The organism is Streptomyces sp. NA02950 (assembly GCF_013364155.1).
Lineage (GTDB): Bacteria > Actinomycetota > Actinomycetes > Streptomycetales > Streptomycetaceae > Streptomyces.
Genome location: NZ_CP054916.1, coordinates 1,249,693 through 1,268,012 on the forward strand (window position 1 = coordinate 1,249,693; position 18,320 = coordinate 1,268,012).

The 18,320-nt window shown below is 72.4% G+C and carries 22 protein-coding genes; 15 read left to right on the forward strand and 7 right to left on the reverse strand.

Annotation, left to right across the window (positions count from 1 at the left end; genetic code table 11):
• Window positions 1-1,206: a hypothetical protein gene (locus HUT19_RS05095; RefSeq protein ID WP_254885446.1), complete on the forward strand. Its 1,206-nt coding sequence runs from the start codon at window positions 1-3 to the stop codon at window positions 1,204-1,206.
• 31 nt (window positions 1,207-1,237) lie between these two features.
• Here the strand turns inward: HUT19_RS05095 and HUT19_RS05100 are convergent, their stop codons facing one another.
• Complete coding sequence (locus tag HUT19_RS05100) at window positions 1,238-1,666, reverse strand: ATP-binding protein (RefSeq protein ID WP_176179286.1); 429 nt, start codon at window positions 1,664-1,666, stop codon at window positions 1,238-1,240.
• A 261-nt stretch (window positions 1,667-1,927) separates the two neighbouring features.
• Between HUT19_RS05100 and HUT19_RS05105 the strand changes: the two genes are divergently transcribed.
• Both HUT19_RS05105 and HUT19_RS05110 read left to right on the forward strand, forming a co-directional pair.
• The gene (locus HUT19_RS05105) at window positions 1,928-2,797 is read left to right on the forward strand and encodes a helix-turn-helix transcriptional regulator (protein ID WP_176179287.1); all 870 of its coding nucleotides are present in this window, start codon (window positions 1,928-1,930) and stop codon (window positions 2,795-2,797) included.
• 36 nt (window positions 2,798-2,833) lie between these two features.
• On the forward strand, window positions 2,834-3,073 hold the full coding sequence (locus HUT19_RS05110) for a DUF397 domain-containing protein (protein ID WP_176186500.1): 240 nt from the start codon (window positions 2,834-2,836) through the stop codon (window positions 3,071-3,073).
• A 4-nt stretch (window positions 3,074-3,077) separates the two neighbouring features.
• On the opposite strand, the gene HUT19_RS05115 is transcribed toward HUT19_RS05110, so the two are convergent.
• On the reverse strand, window positions 3,078-4,256 hold the full coding sequence (locus tag HUT19_RS05115; protein ID WP_176179288.1) for an 8-amino-7-oxononanoate synthase: 1,179 nt from the start codon (window positions 4,254-4,256) through the stop codon (window positions 3,078-3,080).
• Window positions 4,257-4,416: 160 nt separating this feature from the next.
• Between HUT19_RS05115 and bioB the strand changes: the two genes are divergently transcribed.
• The 4 genes from bioB (at window position 4,417) to HUT19_RS05135 (ending at window position 8,515) form a co-directional block, all read left to right on the forward strand.
• On the forward strand, window positions 4,417-5,637 hold the full coding sequence (gene bioB / locus HUT19_RS05120) for a biotin synthase BioB (RefSeq protein WP_176179289.1): 1,221 nt from the start codon (window positions 4,417-4,419) through the stop codon (window positions 5,635-5,637).
• Window positions 5,630-6,946, forward strand: a complete 1,317-nt coding sequence (locus HUT19_RS05125) for an adenosylmethionine--8-amino-7-oxononanoate transaminase (protein WP_176179290.1) — start codon at window positions 5,630-5,632, stop codon at window positions 6,944-6,946. The genes bioB and HUT19_RS05125 overlap by 8 nt, the downstream gene beginning before the upstream one ends.
• Before the next feature lie 81 nt (window positions 6,947-7,027).
• On the forward strand, window positions 7,028-7,732 hold the full coding sequence (gene bioD / locus HUT19_RS05130) for a dethiobiotin synthase (RefSeq protein ID WP_176179291.1): 705 nt from the start codon (window positions 7,028-7,030) through the stop codon (window positions 7,730-7,732).
• A gap of 84 nt (window positions 7,733-7,816) precedes the next feature.
• The gene (locus HUT19_RS05135) at window positions 7,817-8,515 is read left to right on the forward strand and encodes a class I SAM-dependent methyltransferase (RefSeq protein WP_176179292.1); all 699 of its coding nucleotides are present in this window, start codon (window positions 7,817-7,819) and stop codon (window positions 8,513-8,515) included.
• A gap of 29 nt (window positions 8,516-8,544) precedes the next feature.
• Here the strand turns inward: HUT19_RS05135 and HUT19_RS05140 are convergent, their stop codons facing one another.
• Both HUT19_RS05140 and HUT19_RS05145 read right to left on the reverse strand, forming a co-directional pair.
• Window positions 8,545-8,916: a fic family toxin-antitoxin system, toxin component gene (locus HUT19_RS05140; RefSeq protein ID WP_176179293.1), complete on the reverse strand. Its 372-nt coding sequence runs from the start codon at window positions 8,914-8,916 to the stop codon at window positions 8,545-8,547.
• Window positions 8,913-9,152, reverse strand: a complete 240-nt coding sequence (locus HUT19_RS05145) for an antitoxin (protein ID WP_176179294.1) — start codon at window positions 9,150-9,152, stop codon at window positions 8,913-8,915. The genes HUT19_RS05140 and HUT19_RS05145 overlap by 4 nt, the downstream gene beginning before the upstream one ends.
• Window positions 9,153-9,253: 101 nt before the next feature.
• Between HUT19_RS05145 and HUT19_RS05150 the strand changes: the two genes are divergently transcribed.
• The 5 genes from HUT19_RS05150 (at window position 9,254) to HUT19_RS05170 (ending at window position 14,214) form a co-directional block, all read left to right on the forward strand.
• Complete coding sequence (locus HUT19_RS05150) at window positions 9,254-10,063, forward strand: ABC transporter ATP-binding protein (RefSeq protein ID WP_176179295.1); 810 nt, start codon at window positions 9,254-9,256, stop codon at window positions 10,061-10,063.
• 82 nt (window positions 10,064-10,145) lie between these two features.
• The gene (locus HUT19_RS05155) at window positions 10,146-11,045 is read left to right on the forward strand and encodes an LLM class F420-dependent oxidoreductase (RefSeq protein WP_176179296.1); all 900 of its coding nucleotides are present in this window, start codon (window positions 10,146-10,148) and stop codon (window positions 11,043-11,045) included.
• Window positions 11,046-11,068: 23 nt separating this feature from the next.
• Window positions 11,069-11,560 (forward strand): GNAT family N-acetyltransferase, encoded by a 492-nt coding sequence (locus HUT19_RS05160; RefSeq protein ID WP_303332569.1) that lies wholly within the window; start codon window positions 11,069-11,071, stop codon window positions 11,558-11,560.
• 231 nt (window positions 11,561-11,791) lie between these two features.
• Window positions 11,792-13,213 (forward strand): hemolysin family protein, encoded by a 1,422-nt coding sequence (locus tag HUT19_RS05165; protein ID WP_176179298.1) that lies wholly within the window; start codon window positions 11,792-11,794, stop codon window positions 13,211-13,213.
• The gene (locus HUT19_RS05170; protein ID WP_176179299.1) at window positions 13,210-14,214 is read left to right on the forward strand and encodes a hemolysin family protein; all 1,005 of its coding nucleotides are present in this window, start codon (window positions 13,210-13,212) and stop codon (window positions 14,212-14,214) included. The genes HUT19_RS05165 and HUT19_RS05170 overlap by 4 nt, the downstream gene beginning before the upstream one ends.
• 42 nt (window positions 14,215-14,256) lie before the next feature.
• Here the strand turns inward: HUT19_RS05170 and HUT19_RS05175 are convergent, their stop codons facing one another.
• Window positions 14,257-14,481 (reverse strand): hypothetical protein, encoded by a 225-nt coding sequence (locus HUT19_RS05175; protein ID WP_176186502.1) that lies wholly within the window; start codon window positions 14,479-14,481, stop codon window positions 14,257-14,259.
• Window positions 14,482-14,569: 88 nt separating this feature from the next.
• The gene (locus HUT19_RS05180) at window positions 14,570-14,788 is read right to left on the reverse strand and encodes a hypothetical protein (RefSeq protein ID WP_254885447.1); all 219 of its coding nucleotides are present in this window, start codon (window positions 14,786-14,788) and stop codon (window positions 14,570-14,572) included.
• Window positions 14,789-14,901: 113 nt separating this feature from the next.
• On the opposite strand from HUT19_RS05180, the gene HUT19_RS05185 reads away from it, so the two are divergent.
• Genes HUT19_RS05185 through mug form a run of 3 tightly spaced genes read left to right on the forward strand, consistent with a single transcriptional unit; the run spans window position 14,902 to window position 17,741 of the window.
• A complete protein-coding gene (locus tag HUT19_RS05185) occupies window positions 14,902-15,684 on the forward strand; it encodes an SGNH/GDSL hydrolase family protein (RefSeq protein WP_176179300.1) in 783 nt (260 codons plus the stop codon).
• Between the two features lie 58 nt (window positions 15,685-15,742).
• Complete coding sequence (gene purB / locus HUT19_RS05190; protein ID WP_176179301.1) at window positions 15,743-17,176, forward strand: adenylosuccinate lyase; 1,434 nt, start codon at window positions 15,743-15,745, stop codon at window positions 17,174-17,176.
• A 28-nt stretch (window positions 17,177-17,204) separates the two neighbouring features.
• The gene (mug, locus tag HUT19_RS05195) at window positions 17,205-17,741 is read left to right on the forward strand and encodes a G/U mismatch-specific DNA glycosylase (protein ID WP_176186506.1); all 537 of its coding nucleotides are present in this window, start codon (window positions 17,205-17,207) and stop codon (window positions 17,739-17,741) included.
• On the opposite strand, the gene HUT19_RS05200 is transcribed toward mug, so the two are convergent.
• Window positions 17,738-18,184, reverse strand: a complete 447-nt coding sequence (locus HUT19_RS05200) for a hypothetical protein (RefSeq protein WP_176179302.1) — start codon at window positions 18,182-18,184, stop codon at window positions 17,738-17,740. The genes mug and HUT19_RS05200 overlap by 4 nt on opposite strands.
• Window positions 18,185-18,320 lie beyond the last annotated feature (136 nt).

Genomic DNA, 18,320 nt, shown 5'->3' on the forward strand with positions numbered 1-18,320 from the left:
GTGACCGAGCAGTTCCAGCCGGACCGGACCTACGACCAGGTGTATCTCGTCTTCGTCGACACCTCCGGGTATTCGACGATCGTCCGCACCAACCCCAGGGACCGGGCCGCCCACGGCTTCGATCTGCTGCGTGAGCGGATGCGGGGGCGGATCGCCCAGCTCTCCGCCCAGTACCGCTGCGCGCGCAGTGATGTGTGGAGCTGGCGCGGTGACGGCGGGTTCTTCGCGGTCCACGACGAGAGCGAGAGCGTGGCCCGCGATGTGGCGCTGGAGGCGGCACGGACCTTTCTCACCCTCGATCTGCGCCATCTGCGGGACGAGTTCGCCCAGGCCGGGGTGGACGGTGAGCTGCATGTGCGGATGGCGGTGCACAAGGGGGTGATCCGGCACACCGGCGAGGGCCGGACGGGTGCGATCCACTCCCCCGACATCAATCTCGCGGCGCATCTGGAGAAGGTGACCCCGCCGGACTGTCTGGCGGTGTCGGAGGATGTGTACCGCACCGCCGGTCCGTTCGCGGAGCTGTTCGCGCCGGTGGGAAGCCATGAGGGCAAGCACGTCTATCTGATGGCGGGCGACGGCGGGCCGGGCGCGGCGGCCAAGGCGTGGCTGGCGGGCCGGGGGCTGGCCGACGGCACCCCGGTGCACGCGTATCCCGAGCGGCCGAGTTCGCAGGAGAAGGCGCGGCTGCTGGACGCGGCGTCGGAGGAGGTCCTCGACATGGGGACCGCGCTGCGCACCTCCTCCAGCCGTCTGGTGACCACCGAGCGCCCGGCCCGCTACCGGGACGCGGTGCTGGGGCTGTTGGGCCGCGGCGGCACCTACCGCTGTTATCTGCTGGACCCGTCCTCGGAGGCGGCGGACACACTGGCGCGCCAGTACGAGGAGGACATGGCGCGGAAGATCAAGGATTCGCTGGAGCGGTTCGGCCGGTTCAAGGAGCGCTACGGCGTGGAGGCGGACGGCTTGCGGGTCTACCAGACGGACGGCTTCCCGGGGTTCTCGGCGCTCGGGATCGACATGGGCCGCCCGGACGGGCTGATCCTGTACTCCTCGTACCTCATGGGCGCGAGTCCGTACGGGGTGATCGAGCGCGGCGACATGCCGCACTATCTGATCGGCCCGGCCGCGGGCCGGGTCTTCACCCGGATCCGGGAGCTGGCCGAGGCGCGTTCGGGAACCGGGCGGGTCGAGCGGGTGCTGTGACGGGGCCGCGGCACGGTGCGGAAGGCGTGCGTCAGTTGACCGCCGCGGTCCAGGGCAGCGCGATCCACACGGTCTTGCCGCCCTCGGCGGTGGGGGTGACGAAGACGTCGCCGCCCGATTCGGCGGCCAGGGAGCGGATGATGACCAGGCCGCGTCCGTGGTCCTGCTGGGTGGCGGCGGGCAGCCGTCTCGGCCACCGGGGATGGCTGTCGGTGACGCCGATCTCCAGCCGCCGGGTGTGGTCCAGCCGGAGGTCGACGGTGAAGGTGGGTGACCGGCCCACGGTGTGCTGGACCGCGTTGGTGGCCAGTTCGGAGACGATGAGCCGCACGGTGTCCGCGGCCTCAGCGCCCGCCCCGAGCCCCCATTCGGCCAGCACGTCCGTCACATAGGCGCGGGCCGCGGGGACCGAGGCCGGGGCGCTCGGCAGAGTGACGGATGCTTCCTGGTGATCTGCCATGGCGGCCTGTCCTTTCCGCCGGGGGCGCGGCGCGGACGCGTCGGGTGGTGCCGCGAAGTCAGGGGTGTCCTGAGCGGCCTCGGCGGGCTTACGCGTCAGAGTGCCATCGATGCCCTCCGTAACGGTGGCGATCCACCGGGTTATGCATATATCTGTCGCCCGAAGCGGTGAACTCTGCTACGGAAGACCGGATTTGGGCGGCAGACTGGGGAGCGGAGGGCGGTACAGGGCGCGCATTGGGTGCGGACGGAGGTAGAACTCATGCGGTACGGCCCGGCGGTGCGCCGCCGCAAGCTGGGCGCGGAGCTTCGCCGCCAGCGCGACCTGGCCGGGCTCACCAGTGGTGAGGCCGCGCGGCTGCTGGGCTGGCATCAGTCGAAGGTGAGCCGGATCGAGACCGGCCGCAGCGGAGCGAAGGCCGCTGACGTGGCACGGCTGCTGGATCTGTACGGGGTCGCCGACCCCGATCTGCGGGCACTGCTGGAGGCGCTGTGCGGCGGGGGCGCCTCGGATCCGGAGGGGTCACGGCGCGGCTGGTGGTACGCCTACCGCGATCTGCTGCCGCCCGCCTACCGGGACTTCATCAGCCTGGAGGCGGAGGCGTCCCAGGCGTGCACCCTGGAGACCACGGTGGTGCCCGGGCTGCTCCAGACCCCGGACTACGCCCGGACGGTCACCCGCGCGGCGCTGGCGAATCTGCCGCAGCCGCAGGTGGACGCGCTGGTGGAAGTGCGGATCGCCCGCCAGTCGGTGCTGTACGGCAGCGAACCGCTGCGGCTGCACGCGGTGCTGGACGAGGCGGTGCTGCGCCGCGCGGTCGGCGGGCCGGAGGTGATGGCGGCTCAGCTCCGGCATCTGGCCGCGCTGGGAGAACTGCCTCAGGTGCGATTGCAGGTACTGCCATATTCCGCTGGAATGCCCATTGGCATTACCAGTCCGTTCATTATCTTCTCTTTTCCGCACATTACTGACCTCGACGTGGTGGTTCTCGACCATCTGACGAGTAGCCTCTATCTGGAGCGGAAAGAAGACCTCAGGGCGTACAGCGCCGCGTTCGACGTGCTGCGCACCCACGCCCTGGCACCTGAGGACTCATTGACCTTCATCAGCAAAATCGGGGGAGGCGCCTGAGGGGGCTCCATGTCCGCACTGTCCGCCACATCCACCATGTCCGCTCTTTCCACCCCGTCCGTCGAGGCCGGCGGCTGGCTGCGCAGCAGCTACAGCGTCGGCATGAACAACTGCGTCGAGACGGCCCGGCTCGGTTCCGGACTGCTCGCCGTGCGCGACTCGAAGAACACGGCAGGCCCCGCCCTGCTGTTCACGCCGTCGAGCTGGACCTCGTTCCTCGAGGGCCTGTCCGGCGGCGGTTTCGGCTCCGGCCCTTCCCACGCCGCCGGGAGCTGACCCGTCAGGCGGTCGGCGCGGTCTCCACGATCACGCCGACCGCCTGCTCGATCTGCTCGTCCGTCAGATCCGCGCGTGCGGTCAGCCGCAGCCGGGAGATGCCGTCGGGGACGGACGGCGGGCGGAAACAGCCCACCAGCAGCCCGGCCGCCCGGCAGTCCGCGGCCCAGCGCACCGCCTGCTCCGGCGACGGGGCCCGCACCGACACCACCGCGGCGTCCGGCCGCACGGCGGCCAGCCCCGCCGCGGTCAGCCGGCCGTGCAGCGCCGTGGCGACGGTCCGCGCGCGGGCCGCCCGCTCCGGCTCCCGGGCCAGCAGCCGCAGACTCGCCAGCGCCGCGCCCACCGCGGCCGGGTTCAGACCGGTGTCGAAGATGAAGGTGCGGGCGGCGTTGACCAGGTGCTCGATCACCCGGGCGGGCCCGAGGACGACGCCGCCCTGGCTGCCCAGCGACTTCGACAGGGTGGCGGTGACCACCACCTGCGGCGCGCCCGCGAGTCCGGCCGCGTGCACCGCGCCGCGGCCGCCCTCGCCGAGCACCCCCAGCCCGTGGGCGTCGTCCACCACCAGTGCCGCGCCGTGCGAGCGGCAGGCCGCGGCCAGCGCGGGCAGTGGCGCGGCGTCGCCGTCGACCGAGAAGACCGAGTCGGTGACCACCAGCGCCCGGCGGCCCCGTCCCCCTGCGGGCTCGCGCCCCTCGGCATCCAGGACCTTGCGTACGGCGGCGGGGTCGGCGTGCGGCACCACCTCGACCTCGGCGCGGGAGAGCCGACAGCCGTCGATGAGCGACGCGTGGTTGCCCGCGTCGGAGACGACCAGCGCGTCACGGTCGCCGAGCGCGGAGACAACGGCCAGGTTCGCGGCATAACCGGACGAGAAGACCAAAGCCGCCTCGAAGCCGCAGAACGCCGCGAGTTCCTGCTCCAGCGCCGCGTGCAGCTCGGTGGAGCCGGTGACCAGCCGGGACCCGGTGGCCCCCGCGCCCCAGTGCCGCGCCGCCTCCGCCGCGGCGGCCGTGACCTGCGGATGCCGGGCGAGCCCCAGATAGTCGTTGCTCGCCAGGTCCAGCAGCGGGGAGTCGGCGGGCCGGGGGCTCAGACGGCGGACCAGTCCGGCGCGGGCGCGCCGCTCGGCTTGCGCGTCGATCCACTCGAACGGGTCGTCCTGCCGGTCCTCGGCCATGCGCTGTCCTCGCCTTCCACGGGGCACCAACTGTGGGGTCCGGATAGAACGTAGTCCTCGCCATGCGTGGTCAGGGTGTGGCAATACCCACACCCCCAACGCGCGGTCTTGTACGGTTCCTCCTTTGCCGCAGGCCGTGGCGTAGGACAGGATCGGCGCCATGGACCTGCTGAACACGCTGGTGGACAAGGGGCTGCGGCGCGAATCGCCGACCCGCGAAGAGGCGCTCGCCGTACTGGCGACCTCCGATGACGATGTGCTCGATGTGGTGGCCGCCGCGGGCAAGGTGCGCCGCCACTGGTTCGGGCGGCGGGTGAAGCTCAACTATCTGGTCAACCTCAAGTCGGGCCTGTGCCCCGAGGACTGCTCGTACTGTTCGCAGCGGCTCGGCTCGACCTCGGAAATCCTCAAGTACACCTGGCTGAAGCCGGACCAGGCGGCCGCCGCGGCGACCGCGGGGGTCGCGGGCGGCGCCAAGCGGGTGTGCCTGGTCGCCAGCGGACGCGGGCCGACGGACCGGGATGTGGACCGGGTCTCGCAGACCATCGCCGCCATCAAGGAGCAGCACCAGGACGTGGAGATCTGCGCCTGTCTCGGGCTGCTGTCCGACGGCCAGGCGGAGCGGCTGCGGGACGCCGGTGCCAACGCCTACAACCACAACCTCAACACCTCCGAGGCCACCTACGGCGACATCACCACCACCCACACCTACGCCGACCGGGTCTCGACGGTGCAGCAGGCCCAGGCGGCCGGCATGTCCGCCTGCTCCGGGCTGATCGCGGGCATGGGCGAGACGGACGAGGACCTGGTCGACGTGGTCTTCTCGCTGCGCGAGCTGGACCCGGACTCGGTGCCGGTCAACTTCCTGATCCCCATCGAGGGCACCCCGCTGGCCGGGGACTGGAACCTCAGCCCGCAGCGCTGTCTGCGGATCCTGGCCATGGTGCGGTTCGTCTGCCCGGACGTGGAGGTGCGGCTCGCGGGCGGACGCGAGATCCATCTGCGCAGCCTCCAGCCGCTGGCGCTGAACCTGGCGAACTCGATCTTCCTCGGCGACTATCTGACCACCGAGGGCCAGGCCGGCAAGGAAGACCTGGCGATGATCGCCGACGCGGGCTTCGAGGTGGAGGGCACCGACACCACCACCCTGCCCCGGCACCGTGCCGACGCGCTCGCGGCGGCCGCCGGAGGCTGCGGCTCGCACGCCGAGGCGGCCGGGGGCTGCGGTTCGCACGGCGCCGAGGGCGGCGGGTGCGGTCCGTGCGGCGATGGTGCGACCGCACCCGAGCCCGCCGCGGTGGGAGTACGCGAGGAGTCCCACGCCGATCTGGTCGCGGTGCGCCGCCGGGGCGTCGGTACGGATCTGCCGCCCAATGCCTGAGCCGCTGTCCGCCGGTGAGCTGCGGGAGCTGGACCGACAGCACGTCTGGCACCCCTACGGCCCGATGCCCGGCCGCGAGGACCCGCTGATAGTGGAGTCCGCGGCCGGAGTCCGGCTGCGGCTGGCCGAACCGGTCGAAGGCGTCCGGGAGCTGGTGGACGGGATGTCGTCGTGGTGGTCCGCCATCCACGGCTACAACCACCCGGTGCTCAACGAGGCCGCGCGCGGTCAGCTGGGGCGGATGAGCCATGTGATGTTCGGCGGGCTCACCCACGAGCCCGCCGTCCGGCTGGCCACCCGGCTGGTGGAGATCACCCCCGAGCCACTGCGCCATGTCTTCCTGGCCGACTCCGGTTCGGTGTCGGTCGAGGTCGCGCTCAAGATGTGCCTCCAGTACTGGCGGTCGCTCAACCGTCCGGAGAAGCGGCGGATGCTGACCTGGCGCGGCGGTTACCACGGCGACACCTGGCAGCCGATGGCGGTCTGCGATCCGGACGGCGGGATGCACCGGCTGTGGTCGGGGGTGCTGCCCGAGCAGGTCTTCGCGGACGCCCCGCCGCCCGGTTTCGACGCCGCGCCCGACCCGACCTACGAGGCGGGGCTGCGCGATCTGGTGGCCCGGCACGCCCATGAGCTGGCCGGGGTGATCGTGGAGCCGGTGGTCCAGGGCGCGGGCGGAATGCGCTTCCACTCCCCCGCGCTGCTGCGGCTGCTGCGCGAGGTGTGCGACGAGCACGACGTCCTTCTGGTGTTCGACGAGATCGCCACCGGCTTCGGCCGATCGGGCGAGCTCTTCGCGGCCGGCCACGCGGGGACAAGCCCCGATGTCATGTGTCTGGGCAAGGCGCTGACCGGTGGTTATCTCACCATGGCGGCCACCTTGTGCACCTCGCGGGTGGCGGACGGCATCTCGCGCGGCGAGGTGCCGGTGCTGGCCCACGGCCCGACCTTCATGGGCAATCCGCTGGCCGCCGCCGTCGCGAACGCCTCGATCGATCTGCTGCTGGGCCACGACTGGCGGCAGGAGGTCAAGCGGATCGAGACGGGGCTGCGCGACGGTCTCGCGGACGCGCTCGAACTGCCGGGCGTCCAGGACGTACGGGTGCTCGGCGCCATCGGCGTGGTGCAGCTGGACCGTCCGCTCGACGCGGCGGGCATGGCCGCGGCGTCCCGGGCCGCGGTCCGCGAGGGCGTCTGGCTGCGGCCGTTCCGCGATCTGCTGTACACCATGCCGCCGTACATCACCGGCGACGACGACCTGGCTCGGATCTGCGCCGCGGTACGGGCGGCCGCGGTCGCGGCGGGCTGAGACAGGGACGGCCGCGCACCGCCGCCCGGCGGTTCCCCTCCGGGCGGTCGTGCGCGGAACCAGCGAAAGGCACGGAAGAACATGTCAGTACTGGTCGTCTCGGGCACCGGCACCGAGATCGGCAAGACCGTCACCACGGCGGCCGTCGCCGCCGCGGCCCTGGCGCGCGGCCGGTCGGTCGCGGTGCTCAAGCCCGCGCAGACCGGGGTCGCCGGGGACGAGCGGGGCGACGTGGCCGAGGTGGCCCGGCTCGCGGGCCCGGTCACCACCCTCGAACTCGCCCGCTACCCCGAGCCGCTGGCCCCGGACACCGCGGCCCGCCGCTCCGGGCTGCCGACGGTCCGTCCCCACGAGGTGGCGGAGGCGGCCGAGAAGCTGGCCACCGAGCACGATCTGGTCCTCGTCGAGGGCGCGGGCGGGCTGCTCGTACGTTTCGACGAGGAGGGTTCGACGCTCGCGGACGCGGCCCGGCTGCTGGCCGCCCCGGTCCTGGTCGTGGCGCATCCGGGGCTGGGCACCCTCAATACGGCCACGCTGACCACCGAGGCACTGACCGCCCGGGGGCTGGACTGCCCGGGGATCGTCATCGGCAGCTGGCCCGCCGACCCGGATCTCGCCTCCCGCTGCAATGTGACCGACCTGCCCGCGTCGGCGGGCGTACCGCTGCTGGGCGCCCTCCCGGAGCGGGCCGCCGCGCTGGACCCCGCCGACTTCCGCGCCGCGGCGCCCGGCTGGCTGGCACCGGACCTCAACGGCTCCTGGCACCCTGCGCTGTTCCCGGCGTAGCCTCACCCCCGTCCTGGGCAGAATGCCGGTACCGGTCCTCGACCGCTCGGCTCGCAGAAGTCTGCTCGAAAAATGGGGGTCCTCATGCCCGTACACCGCCATACAGCCCCGCCCGACGCCGTGCATCACCCGATCTTCGCCCGCTACTGGGACCGGCTCAGTGCCGTGGCCGACGAGCGGGGCGGAGTGGCGGAGCTGCGGAGCGAACTGCTGTCCGGGCTGTCCGGCCGGGTCATCGAGATCGGGGCGGGCAACGGCCGGAACTTCCCGCACTACCCGGAGACCGTCTCCGAGGTCGTCGCCATCGAACCGGAGCGCCATCTGAGGCGGCTGGCGGCGCGGGCGGGGCTGCGGGCGGCGGTCCCGGTGGATGTGGTGCCGGGAGTGGCGGAGGCGCTGCCGGTCAAGAGCGAGGCGTTCGACGCGGCGGTGACGTGTCTGGTGCTGTGCTCCGTACGCGATGTGCAGCGCGCCCTGGCCGAGCTGATGCGGGTGCTCAAGCCCGGCGGCGAGCTGCGCTTCCTGGAGCACAGCCGGGCGGACGGCCGGGTGATGGCCACGACGCAGCGGGTGCTGGACCGTACGGTGTGGCCGCTGCTGTTCGGCGGCTGCCACAGCGCGCGGGAGGTGCGGGCGGAGCTGGCCGTGGCGGGTTTTGAACCGGCCGAGTACCGGCGGCTGCGGGTCCCGGACCGGGGTGTGCCCACGCCGACCTCGCTCTGTCTGCTGGGGACGGTCCGCCGCCCGGAGCTTCCGGGCACCGCACCGGACCGGATCCACTAGGTCCGGTCCGGTGGATTACCGGACCGGATCTAAACGCTCCAGCTGCGCAGTTCATCGGCGATGGTGCGGACATCGGCGGTGCCGTCCTTGATCAGCCGGGCCAGATCCCGCACCCGCTCCGGCGAGGTGGTGATCTTCAGCCCGCTCGCCACGAGATAGGCGTAGGCGACGGCGGAGGCGAACAGGGCGTTGGCCCGCTCCAGCGCCGGGACCAGGAGCAGCAGTTGCAGCAGCGCGGCGGCCCGCTCCTGCGGATCGGTGTAGACGGGGGTGCCGAATATCTCCGCCTCGTGGCGGCTCACCGCGGCCACCAGCGCACCGTAGTCGGTGACGCGCGGATCCCCGGGGGTGTGGTGTTCGGCGGTCATCAACAGCCAGGCGAGATCGATACGCACGGTCAAGGGCGGGTCTCGCCCTCCTTGCCGAACTCCTTGCCGAACTCCTCGTCGAAGACGGAGCGGTACTGCTTCATGAAGTCGGCGGCGGCCTCCACGAAGGTGTGGCCCGCCTCGCCCGCGTCCTGCCGGACCAGCTCCTCGATATAGCGGTTCATGCTGAGCCCCCGCTGGAGGGCACGCTCCCGGGCCACCTCGGCGGTGGCCTCGTCGACCCGCACGTTCAGCTGTGTCTTCGCCACACGGCCACGCTAGCGCATATTTGCTAGCGTCAGCAAGGGCGCGCAAACGCGGCCGGATCCCTACCATCGAGGTCTGAACCGTTCCGACACGGGGAGGCAGGGTGTCCACACCGGCGGCGACCAAGACGGACGGATACGCGGAGGGCGGAGCCCGCACGGCGGCCCGCGCCCGATCCCTCACCAAGGCGTACGGCACCGGCGAGACGGCCGTGATCGCCCTGGACGCGGTGGACGTGGAGATCGAACGGGGCAGATTCACGGCGGTGATGGGCCCGTCCGGGTCCGGCAAGTCCACTCTGATGCACTGTCTGGCGGGGCTCGACACGGTCTCCTCGGGTCAGGTGTGGCTGGGTGACACCGAGATCACGGGGCTCGACGACCGGCAGCTGACCCAGGTGCGCCGGGACCGGGTGGGCTTTGTGTTCCAGTCGTTCAATCTGCTGCCCACGCTGAACGCGGCCGAGAACATCACGCTGCCGATGGACATCGCGGGCCAGAAGCCCGACCCCGCCTGGGTGGACCGGGTCATCGACGCCCTCGGCCTGCGCGACCGTCTGAAGCACCGGCCCGCTCAGCTGTCCGGCGGCCAGCAGCAGCGGGTGGCCTGCGCCCGGGCCCTGGCCTCCCGCCCCGACCTGATCTTCGCGGACGAGCCGACCGGCAATCTGGACTCGCGGTCGGGCCTCGATGTGCTGGGCTTCCTGCGGGAGGCGGTCGACGAACTGGGGCAGACGGTCGTGATGGTGACCCATGACCCGAGCGCGGCCGCCCACTCCGATCTGGTGATCTACCTCAGCGACGGCCGGATCGTGGACCGGATGGAGCGGCCCACGGCCGAAGCGGTGCTGGAGCGGATGCAGATCTTCACCCAGTCGTACACCTCCGGGGCCGGGCCGGATCCGCTGGGCTGAGATCACCGGCAGGGCCCCGCTCCGCGCCAACCGGAGCTTGTCTCCGATACGTTGATCACCATCACGATCCGGAGGGGGCTTCATGACCAGGCCATTCCGCTTTGGTGTCAATCTGCTCGCGCTGGAGTCGGGCGAGGCATGGCGGGAGAAGTGCCGCCGGGCCGAACGGCTGGGCTACGACGTGCTGATGGTGCCCGACCACCTCGGCATGCCCGCGCCGTTCCCGGCCCTGGTGGCCGCCGCCGAGGTCACGAAGCGTCCGCGGCTCGGCACCTTCGTGCTCAACCTGGGGTTCTGGAATCCCACGCTGCTCGCCCGTGAGGTGGCCACCTGTGACGCGCTCACCGGCGGGCGGCTGGAGCTGGGGCTGGGCACCGGCTACGTCAAGGCCGAACACGACGGCGCCGGGCTGCCGTTCGGCTCACCGAAGGAGCGGGTGGACCATCTGGAGCACACGGTGGGCGAGTTGGCGCGGCTGTTCGGCGACCCCGAGCAGCAGCCGCGCCCCGCGCAGACCCCGCGCCCGCCGCTGCTGCTCGGCGGCAACGGCAACCGGCTGCTGCGGCTGGCCGCCCGCCACGCGGACATCGCGGCCTTCACCGGCGCGGCGCAGGCGCCCGGACAGCCGCCCGGCACCATGCACCTGATCAGCCCTGAGGCGCTGGAGGAACGGGTGGCGGCCTACCGCGGCTTCGCCGCCGACGCGGGCCGGCCCGCCGACGGCGCCGAGCTCAACTATCTGGTCCAGGTGGTCGCGGACAGCGGCGACCGCCGCGCCACCGCCCGCGAACTGGGCCGCTACGGACCGGAGCTCAGCGAGGACGCGTTGCTGGCCCACCCCGCCCTGCTGCTGGGCCGTCCCCAGGAGATGGCGGAACAGCTCCGGGCGCACCGCGAGCGGTTCGGTTTGTCGTACTTCACCGTGCTGGAGCCGAACATGGAGGTGTTCGCCCCGGTGATCCAGGAACTGCACGGCAGTTGACGGACGGGACGGGCCCGCGACCGATCGCGACCGACCCCTCGGGGAATGTCCGTCGACGCCGGAGCCGGTCCGATGATGGGATGCCAGCTGTGAACGATCTCCGAATACGGGCCGCGACCCCCGACGACCTCGATGCTGTGCTCGCCTTCTGGAAGCGGGCGGCCGAGGGGACGAGCATCAGCGACGACCGGGACGGGGTGGCCCGGCTGCTCTCCCGGGACCCGGAGTCGCTGCTGCTGGCCGAGCGGGACGGCGATCTCGCCGGAACCCTGATCGCGGGCTTCGACGGCTGGCGCTGCCATCTGTACCGGCTGGCCGTCCACCCCGGCCAGCGGCGCCGGGGCGTGGCGTCCGCGCTGCTGAGGGCGGCCGAGGAACGGTTCGTCGCGCTGGGCGGGCGCCGCGGCGACGCCATGGTGCTCAAGGAGAACGCGCTCGCCCATCACGCCTGGAGCGCGGCGGGCTATGCCCCCCAGCCGCAGTGGAGCCGGTGGGTCAAACCGCTCGGCTCCTGAATGCCCCGCCCTCTCGGGCCCGCCCAAGCCTGCCCACGTCCGCCCGGCCCTCGGCACTTTGCCGATCCTTTACCATGGACGCGGGACACGGCGCCTCGTTGCGCCGCGGTCCGCCGACCCTCCAGCCGAAAGGTGTGAGCGTCCGCCCATGGGCGAGCCTCCCAGTAGTCCCCGGAGCCGACATCGCGCGTTCCTTCCGTCCCTGCCGGATCATGGGACGGAGGTGAACCGATGACCGAAGTCCTCCTCCTGGTCGTGGCACTCCTGCTGGCGCTCGCCTGTGGCGCCTTCGTCGCGGCGGAGTTCTCGCTGACCACGGTCGAGCGCAGCGAGCTCGAGCGGGCGGCGGAGCGCGGGGAGCGGGGCGCGGCCGGTGCCCTGAAGGCCGCGCGCAGCCTGACCTACCAGCTCTCCGGGGCGCAGCTCGGCATCACCGTCACCAACCTGATCGTCGGTATGCTCGCCGAACCGTCGGTGGCCGCCCTGCTGGCCGCTCCGCTCACCGCCATCGGCATCCCGGATTCCGCCGTCCATTCGGTCGCCCTGGTGACCGGAACCGCCCTGTCCACCGTGGTGCTGATGGTGGTCGGTGAGCTGGTCCCGAAGAACTGGGCGATCTCCCGGCCGCTGCCGGTCGCCAAGGCCGTCGCCACCCCGCAGCGGGTCTTCAGCGCCGTCTTCCGCCCGTTGATCACCCATCTCAACAACACCGCGAACCGCACCGTGCGCCGGATGGGCCTGGAGCCCGCCGAGGAGCTCGCCTCCGCGCGCGGACCGCAGGAGCTGGTCGCGCTCGCCCGGCACTCCGCGAAGGAAGGGGCGCTGGAGGAGGGCACCGCCGAGCTGTTCGTGCGCACCCTCAGTCTGGCGGAGCTCACCGCGCAGAACGTGATGACCCCGCGGGTGCAGGTCATCACGCTGGACGAGCGGGCCACCGCGGAGGACGTGGCCAACGCGACCCGCGCCACCGGACTGTCCCGCTTCCCCGTCTACCGCGGCAGCCTGGACACCGTCGTCGGCGTCGTCCACATCAAGGACGTCCTGACGATCCCCGCCGACGAGCGGCTGCGCCACCTGGTGTCCGGGCTGGTGCGCGAACCGCTCTTCGTCCCCGAGTCGCTCACCGTGGACCGGCTGCTGGACCGGCTGTCCGCCAAGCGCAGCATGGCCGTGGTCATCGACGAGTACGGCGGCACGGCCGGTGTGGTCACCCTGGAGGACATCGTCGAGGAGGTGGTCGGCGAGGTCCGCGATGAGCACGATCCGCAGGAGACCCCCGATCTGGCCCCGGCGGGCGAGGACCCGGAGGGCCGTGCGCTGTACGACGCGGACGGCTCGGTCCGCGTCGATCAGCTGGAGCAGGTCGGGCTGCGGGTGCCCCCGGGCCCGTACGAGACGCTGGCCGGGCTGATCGCGACCGAGCTGGGCCGTATCCCGGCCGACGGCGACACCGTCGAGCTCGCGGGCTGGTGGTTCGAGGTGCTGAACGCGGGGGGTCACCGGGCCGCCCGGGTCCGGCTGCGGGCCCCGCTGCCCGGTGCGGGCGGGGGCGCCGGGACGGCCGGGGACGGCGGCGGTGACGGCAGGGGGGCAGGCGGCCGGGGCCGCAAGGGGTCCGCCCGCGCCAAGGGTGACAAGGGGGCGGGCCGATGACCGCGGTCCAGCTGATGATCGGTCTGCTGACACTGTTCGTCAACGCGTTCTTCGTCGGGGCCGAGTTCGCCCTGATCTCGGTCCGGCGCAGCCAGATCGAGCCCCATGCCGACCAGGGGGACCGGCGGGCCCGCGCGGTGCTGTGGGGCCTGGAGCACGTCTCCGCGCTGCTGGCCGCGGCCCAGCTGGGCATCACGCTGTGCACGCTGGTGCTGGGCGCCGTGGCGGAACCGGCCATCGCGCATCTGATGGAGCCGGTCTTCCACGCGGTGGGGCTGCCCCTGGGCCTGGTCCACCCCGTGTCGTTCGTGATCGCGCTGAGCCTGGCGACCTATCTGCACATGCTCTTCGGCGAGATGGTGCCGAAGAACGTGGCGCTGGCCGAGCCGGTGCGCACCGCCCTGCTGCTCGGCCCGCCGCTGGTCGGGCTCGCCCGTGCGCTGCGTCCGGTGATCTTCACCGTCAACGCCTTCGCCAACGGTCTGCTGAAGCTGTTGCGGGTGGAGCCCAAGGGCGAGGTGGCGGCCACCTTCTCGGACGACGAACTGGCCCGTATGGTCTCGGACTCCAGCGAGGCCGGGCTGCTGGACGACCGGGCCACCGAGCGGCTGCGGGAGGCCCTGGAGCTGGGCCGCCGCCGGGTGCGGGATGTGGTGCTGCCCATGGAGCGGGTGGTCTCCGCCCGGCTCGGGGTGACCCCCGAGGAGCTGGAGGAGCTGTCGGCCCGGTCGGGCTTCTCCCGGTTCCCGGTGGTCGACGGCTCCGGGCGGATCGTGGGCTATCTGCATGTGAAGGACGCGCTGGACGCCCGGCCGCGTGAGGTGCCGTTCCGCCCCGACCAGCTGCGGCCGATCCCCCGGGTGCGGTCCCAGACACCGCTGGACGACGTGCTCACCGCGATGCGCGACAGCGGCACCCACCTCGCCGCGGTGATCGGCGCGGCGGGCCGGCTGGAGGGGCTGGTGACCATGGAGGACGTGCTGCGCGAGCTGGTCGCCTGAGCCCGGAGATATGCCCCGGCCCGGGGACCGCGACCCCGCCCCTCACTCCTCGGCGCGTCTGGACTCATGGGCGATGATGCACGCCTGCCAGTGCGCCAGTGCCTCGGCCCGGCCGCCGCCGCTCTCCTCGGCGACGGCCAGCAGCGCGTCTGCGGCCATCGCGGCGAGCCGCACCGCGACCCGGCACACATCGCGCGTCTCCAGCGGCTCCAGCAGGGCCGCCGCGCCCTCTCCGTCGTCGGCGAGCGCGGCGGCGACGATGGCCATGGTCGTACGGTCGCATTCAAAGGCATCCACGCCGAGCACACTGCCCCGCCGGACCCCGGGCGGAACCCGGCGCGGTCCAACCGGGGTATCACCCCTGGGGACGCGGCCCCGGCCGGGTGGCGGACGGGTCGTAGCGGAAGACGACGTACTCGATCCGGCCGAGCACCTTGACCCTGTTCGTGCGCCGGTAGAGCTCGGGTGGCCGGAAGATGTTGTCGTCGAAGATGTCAGCGCCGGGCTCCAGATTCCAGCTGACGGTCGTCCCGTTCCGCGCCCCGCCCTCGAAGTAGATGTGGGTCATCGCCATGCGGCTCATCATGCTCGCCACCGGCGACCCGCGCAGCACACCGGTACGGGAACACCTGCGCGGGGTGGGTACCTACCGGTCGGTCTGGCGCCCCGGATAGGATCGTCCGCGCCATGCAGACGAACATCACCTACACCAGTTTCGCCGCGCTGGGCGACTCCTTCACCGAAGGCATGTCCGACGAGCTCCCGGGCGGCGGCTACCGCGGCTGGGCGGACCTCCTCGCCGGGCGGCTCGCCGCCCGCACCCCCGGCTTCCGCTATGCCAACCTCGCGGTGCGCGGCAAGCTGATCGGCCAGATCGTCGACGAGCAGACCGGTCCGGCGGCCGCGATGGGCGCCGATCTGGTGACGCTGGTCGGCGGGCTGAACGACGTCCTGCGGCCGAAGTGCGACGTGGGCCGGGTGTGCGCGCTGCTGGAGGAGGCGGCGGAGCGGCTGGCGCCGAGCTGCAAACAGCTGGTGCTGATGCGCAGCCCGGGACGGCGCGGGCCGGTGCTGGCGCGGTTCCAGCCGCGTATGGAGCAGCTGTTCTCCTTCATCGACGAGCTGGCCGGGCGGCATGACGCGACGGTGGTGGACCTGTACGCCTCCGAGGCGCTGGGCGACCCCCGGCTGTGGGCCGACGACCGGCTGCATCTGAACGCCGAGGGGCACCGCCGGGTCGCCGAGGCGGTGTGGCAGGCGCTGGGGCACGAGCCGGAGGCCGACTGGAACGCCCCGCTGCCGCCCCCGGTACGGCCCGGCTGGGTCGCCCGGCGCACCTCGGACGCGCGGTTCGCCCGGGAACACCTCGGGCCCTGGATCGTGCGGCGGCTGACGGGCCGTTCCTCGGGCGACGGACGCGTTCCCAAGCGGGCCGAGCTGCTGCCGTACCGGGCGCCGGGCGAGGGCTGAGTCCGGCGCCGACGGGGGCCGGTCTGGCCTGCGCGTTCGGCCAGTAGACTCTGTGCACGTGACTGCTAAGCCGCGTATCCCGAACGTCCTGGCCGGCCGCTACGCCTCGGCGGAGCTGGCCGTCCTGTGGTCCCCCGAGTACAAGGTGACGCTGGAGCGGCGGCTGTGGCTCGCCGTGCTCCGCGCCCAGAAGGACCTCGGGATCGAGGTGCCGGACGCCGCCCTCGCCGACTACGAGCGGGTCCTGGAGAACGTGGACCTGGTCTCGATCGCCGAGCGCGAGAAGGTCACCCGCCACGATGTGAAGGCCCGGATCGAGGAGTTCAACGCCCTCGCCGGTCATGAGCACGTACACAAGGGCATGACCTCCCGCGACCTCACCGAGAACGTGGAGCAGCTCCAGATCCGGCTCTCCCTGGAGCTGGCGCGGGACCGCGCGGTGGCCGTGCTGGTCCGGCTGGGGAAGCTGGCCGCCGATCACGCCGAGCTGGTGATGGCGGGCCGTTCGCACAATGTCGCGGCGCAGGCCACGACGCTCGGCAAGCGGTTCGCTACCGCGGCGGACGAGCTGCTGGTGGCCTACGGACGGCTGGAGGAGCTGCTCGGCCGCTATCCGCTGCGCGGTATCAAGGGCCCGGTGGGCACCGCCCAGGACATGCTCGACCTGCTGGGCGGAGACGCTGCCAAGCTGGCCGAGCTGGAGCGGCGGATCGCCGGTCACCTGGGCTTCGGGCAGGCGTTCACCTCGGTCGGCCAGGTCTATCCGCGTTCGCTGGACTACGACGTGGTCACCACGCTGGTGCAGCTGGCCGCGGCCCCGTCCTCGCTGGCCAAGACGATCCGGCTGATGGCCGGGCACGAGCTGGTGACGGAGGGCTTCAAGCCCGGCCAGGTCGGCTCGTCCGCGATGCCGCACAAGATGAACACCCGCTCCTGCGAGCGCGTCAACGGCCTCGCGGTGATCCTGCGCGGCTATGCCTCGATGGCCGGGGAGCTGGCGGGCGACCAGTGGAACGAGGGTGATGTGTCCTGCTCGGTGGTGCGCCGGGTCGCGCTGCCGGACGCGTTCTTCGCCTTCGACGGGCTGCTGGAGACCTTCCTGACGGTGCTCGACGAGTTCGGTGCCTTCCCCGCCGTGGTCGCCCGTGAGCTGGACCGCTATCTGCCGTTCCTCGCGACGACCAAGGTGCTGATGGGCGCGGTGCGGGCCGGGGTGGGCCGGGAGGTGGCGCACGAGGCGATCAAGGAGCACGCGGTCGCCGCGGCACTGGCGATGCGCGAGCGCGGCGCCGAGCGCAATGAGCTGCTGGACTCCCTCGCCGCCGATGAGCGGATTCCGCTGGACCGGGCCGCGCTGGAGGAGCTGATGGCGGACAAGCTGTCCTTCACCGGCGCCGCCGCCGGCCAGGTCGGCGCGGTGGTGGCCCGGATCGAGGAGATCGCCAAGCGGCACCCCGAGGCCGCGGCGTACACGCCCGGGTCGATTCTCTGAGCCCGGCGGCGAGCCGGTGTCTCCCTCGCTGACGCCCGAGGAGCTGGAGGCCGCCCGCGACCGGCTGGTACCGGATGTGGTCGCGGACGGTCTGCGGGTGCTCTTCTGCGGTATCAACCCGGGGCTGATGACGGCCGCGACGGGCCACCACTTCGCCCGTCCCGGCAATCGTTTCTGGCCCGTCCTCCATGCCTCGGGGTTCACTCCGCGCCGTCTGGACCCCTCCGAGCAGGGGGAGCTGGTGCGCTACGGGCTCGGGATCACCAATGTCGTTTCCCGGGCCAGCGCGCGGGCGGACGAGCTGAGCGACGAGGAGTACCGGGAGGGCGGCCGGATCCTGGAGGAGAAGGTGCTGCGACTCCGGCCGCGGTGGCTGGCGGTGGCCGGGGTGACCGCCTACCGGATCGCCTTCGGGGACAAGCGCGCGGCAATAGGCCCGCAGACCAGGACCATCGGCGAGACCCGGATCTGGGCCCTGCCCAATCCGAGCGGGCTCAACGCGCACTGGACACTGGCGACGATGGCCGAGGAGTTCGGCCGGCTGCGGACCGCGGCGGAGGACTAGGCCCTGTCCGGCGGGTCCGCCCCGAGGTCCGGATCCTCCGCTATGGCCACCACCAGCTGAAGCGGCAGCTCCGGACCCGCCTGGCCCACCCCCAGCGCGACCCACCGCCCGTCCGCCCGCCACACGAGCAGCTCGGGCACATAGCCGCACAGGACGTCCAGCGGGGGCGGCACCGGCTCGCCCGTGGCCGAACGCTCCAGATGCCCGGTGAGGTCCAGCACCTCGGGGTCTCCCCACCGTAAGGACAGCACTTGGACGAGCGCGCGCAGCTCGGCCTCGAACTCCTCCTCCGCCTCCCGCACCCGGACCGCGTCCGCCTCCCAGAACTCCTCGCTCACCCGGAGATCGGCGACACGGCACCCCCAACCGCGCTGCGCGGGCAGGGCGTCGGCGCGCAGCCGGTCGATGGCGGCCAGATACCGGGCGGTGGTGCTGCTGGTCATGGTGTCAGTAAACAACCCGGGTCGGACATATGGCCGCCCGTCAGGTGTCCGGCCTCCCTCCGCGCCCCCGCGCCCCCGCCGCTCTGACGACGCCGGTCCGGGAGGTCAGGGAGGGGCCGGGAGAGGAGCCGGAGGG

Bases quoted from the DNA above. Each gene is read 5' to 3' on its own strand.
- HUT19_RS05100 (WP_176179286.1), bottom strand. From the start codon at position 1,666: ATGGCAGATCACCAGGAAGCATCCGTCACTCTGCCGAGCGCCCCGGCC.
- HUT19_RS05105 (WP_176179287.1), top strand. From the start codon at position 1,928: ATGCGGTACGGCCCGGCGGTGCGCCGCCGCAAGCTGGGCGCGGAGCTT.
- HUT19_RS05110 (WP_176186500.1), top strand. From the start codon at position 2,834: ATGTCCGCTCTTTCCACCCCGTCCGTCGAGGCCGGCGGCTGGCTGCGC.
- HUT19_RS05115 (WP_176179288.1), bottom strand. From the start codon at position 4,256: ATGGCCGAGGACCGGCAGGACGACCCGTTCGAGTGGATCGACGCGCAA.
- bioB (WP_176179289.1), top strand. From the start codon at position 4,417: ATGGACCTGCTGAACACGCTGGTGGACAAGGGGCTGCGGCGCGAATCG.
- HUT19_RS05125 (WP_176179290.1), top strand. From the start codon at position 5,630: ATGCCTGAGCCGCTGTCCGCCGGTGAGCTGCGGGAGCTGGACCGACAG.
- bioD (WP_176179291.1), top strand. From the start codon at position 7,028: ATGTCAGTACTGGTCGTCTCGGGCACCGGCACCGAGATCGGCAAGACC.
- HUT19_RS05135 (WP_176179292.1), top strand. From the start codon at position 7,817: ATGCCCGTACACCGCCATACAGCCCCGCCCGACGCCGTGCATCACCCG.
- HUT19_RS05155 (WP_176179296.1), top strand. From the start codon at position 10,146: ATGACCAGGCCATTCCGCTTTGGTGTCAATCTGCTCGCGCTGGAGTCG.
- HUT19_RS05165 (WP_176179298.1), top strand. From the start codon at position 11,792: ATGACCGAAGTCCTCCTCCTGGTCGTGGCACTCCTGCTGGCGCTCGCC.
- HUT19_RS05170 (WP_176179299.1), top strand. From the start codon at position 13,210: ATGACCGCGGTCCAGCTGATGATCGGTCTGCTGACACTGTTCGTCAAC.
- HUT19_RS05175 (WP_176186502.1), bottom strand. From the start codon at position 14,481: ATGGCCATCGTCGCCGCCGCGCTCGCCGACGACGGAGAGGGCGCGGCG.
- HUT19_RS05180 (WP_254885447.1), bottom strand. From the start codon at position 14,788: ATGGCGATGACCCACATCTACTTCGAGGGCGGGGCGCGGAACGGGACG.
- HUT19_RS05185 (WP_176179300.1), top strand. From the start codon at position 14,902: ATGCAGACGAACATCACCTACACCAGTTTCGCCGCGCTGGGCGACTCC.
- HUT19_RS05200 (WP_176179302.1), bottom strand. From the start codon at position 18,184: ATGACCAGCAGCACCACCGCCCGGTATCTGGCCGCCATCGACCGGCTG.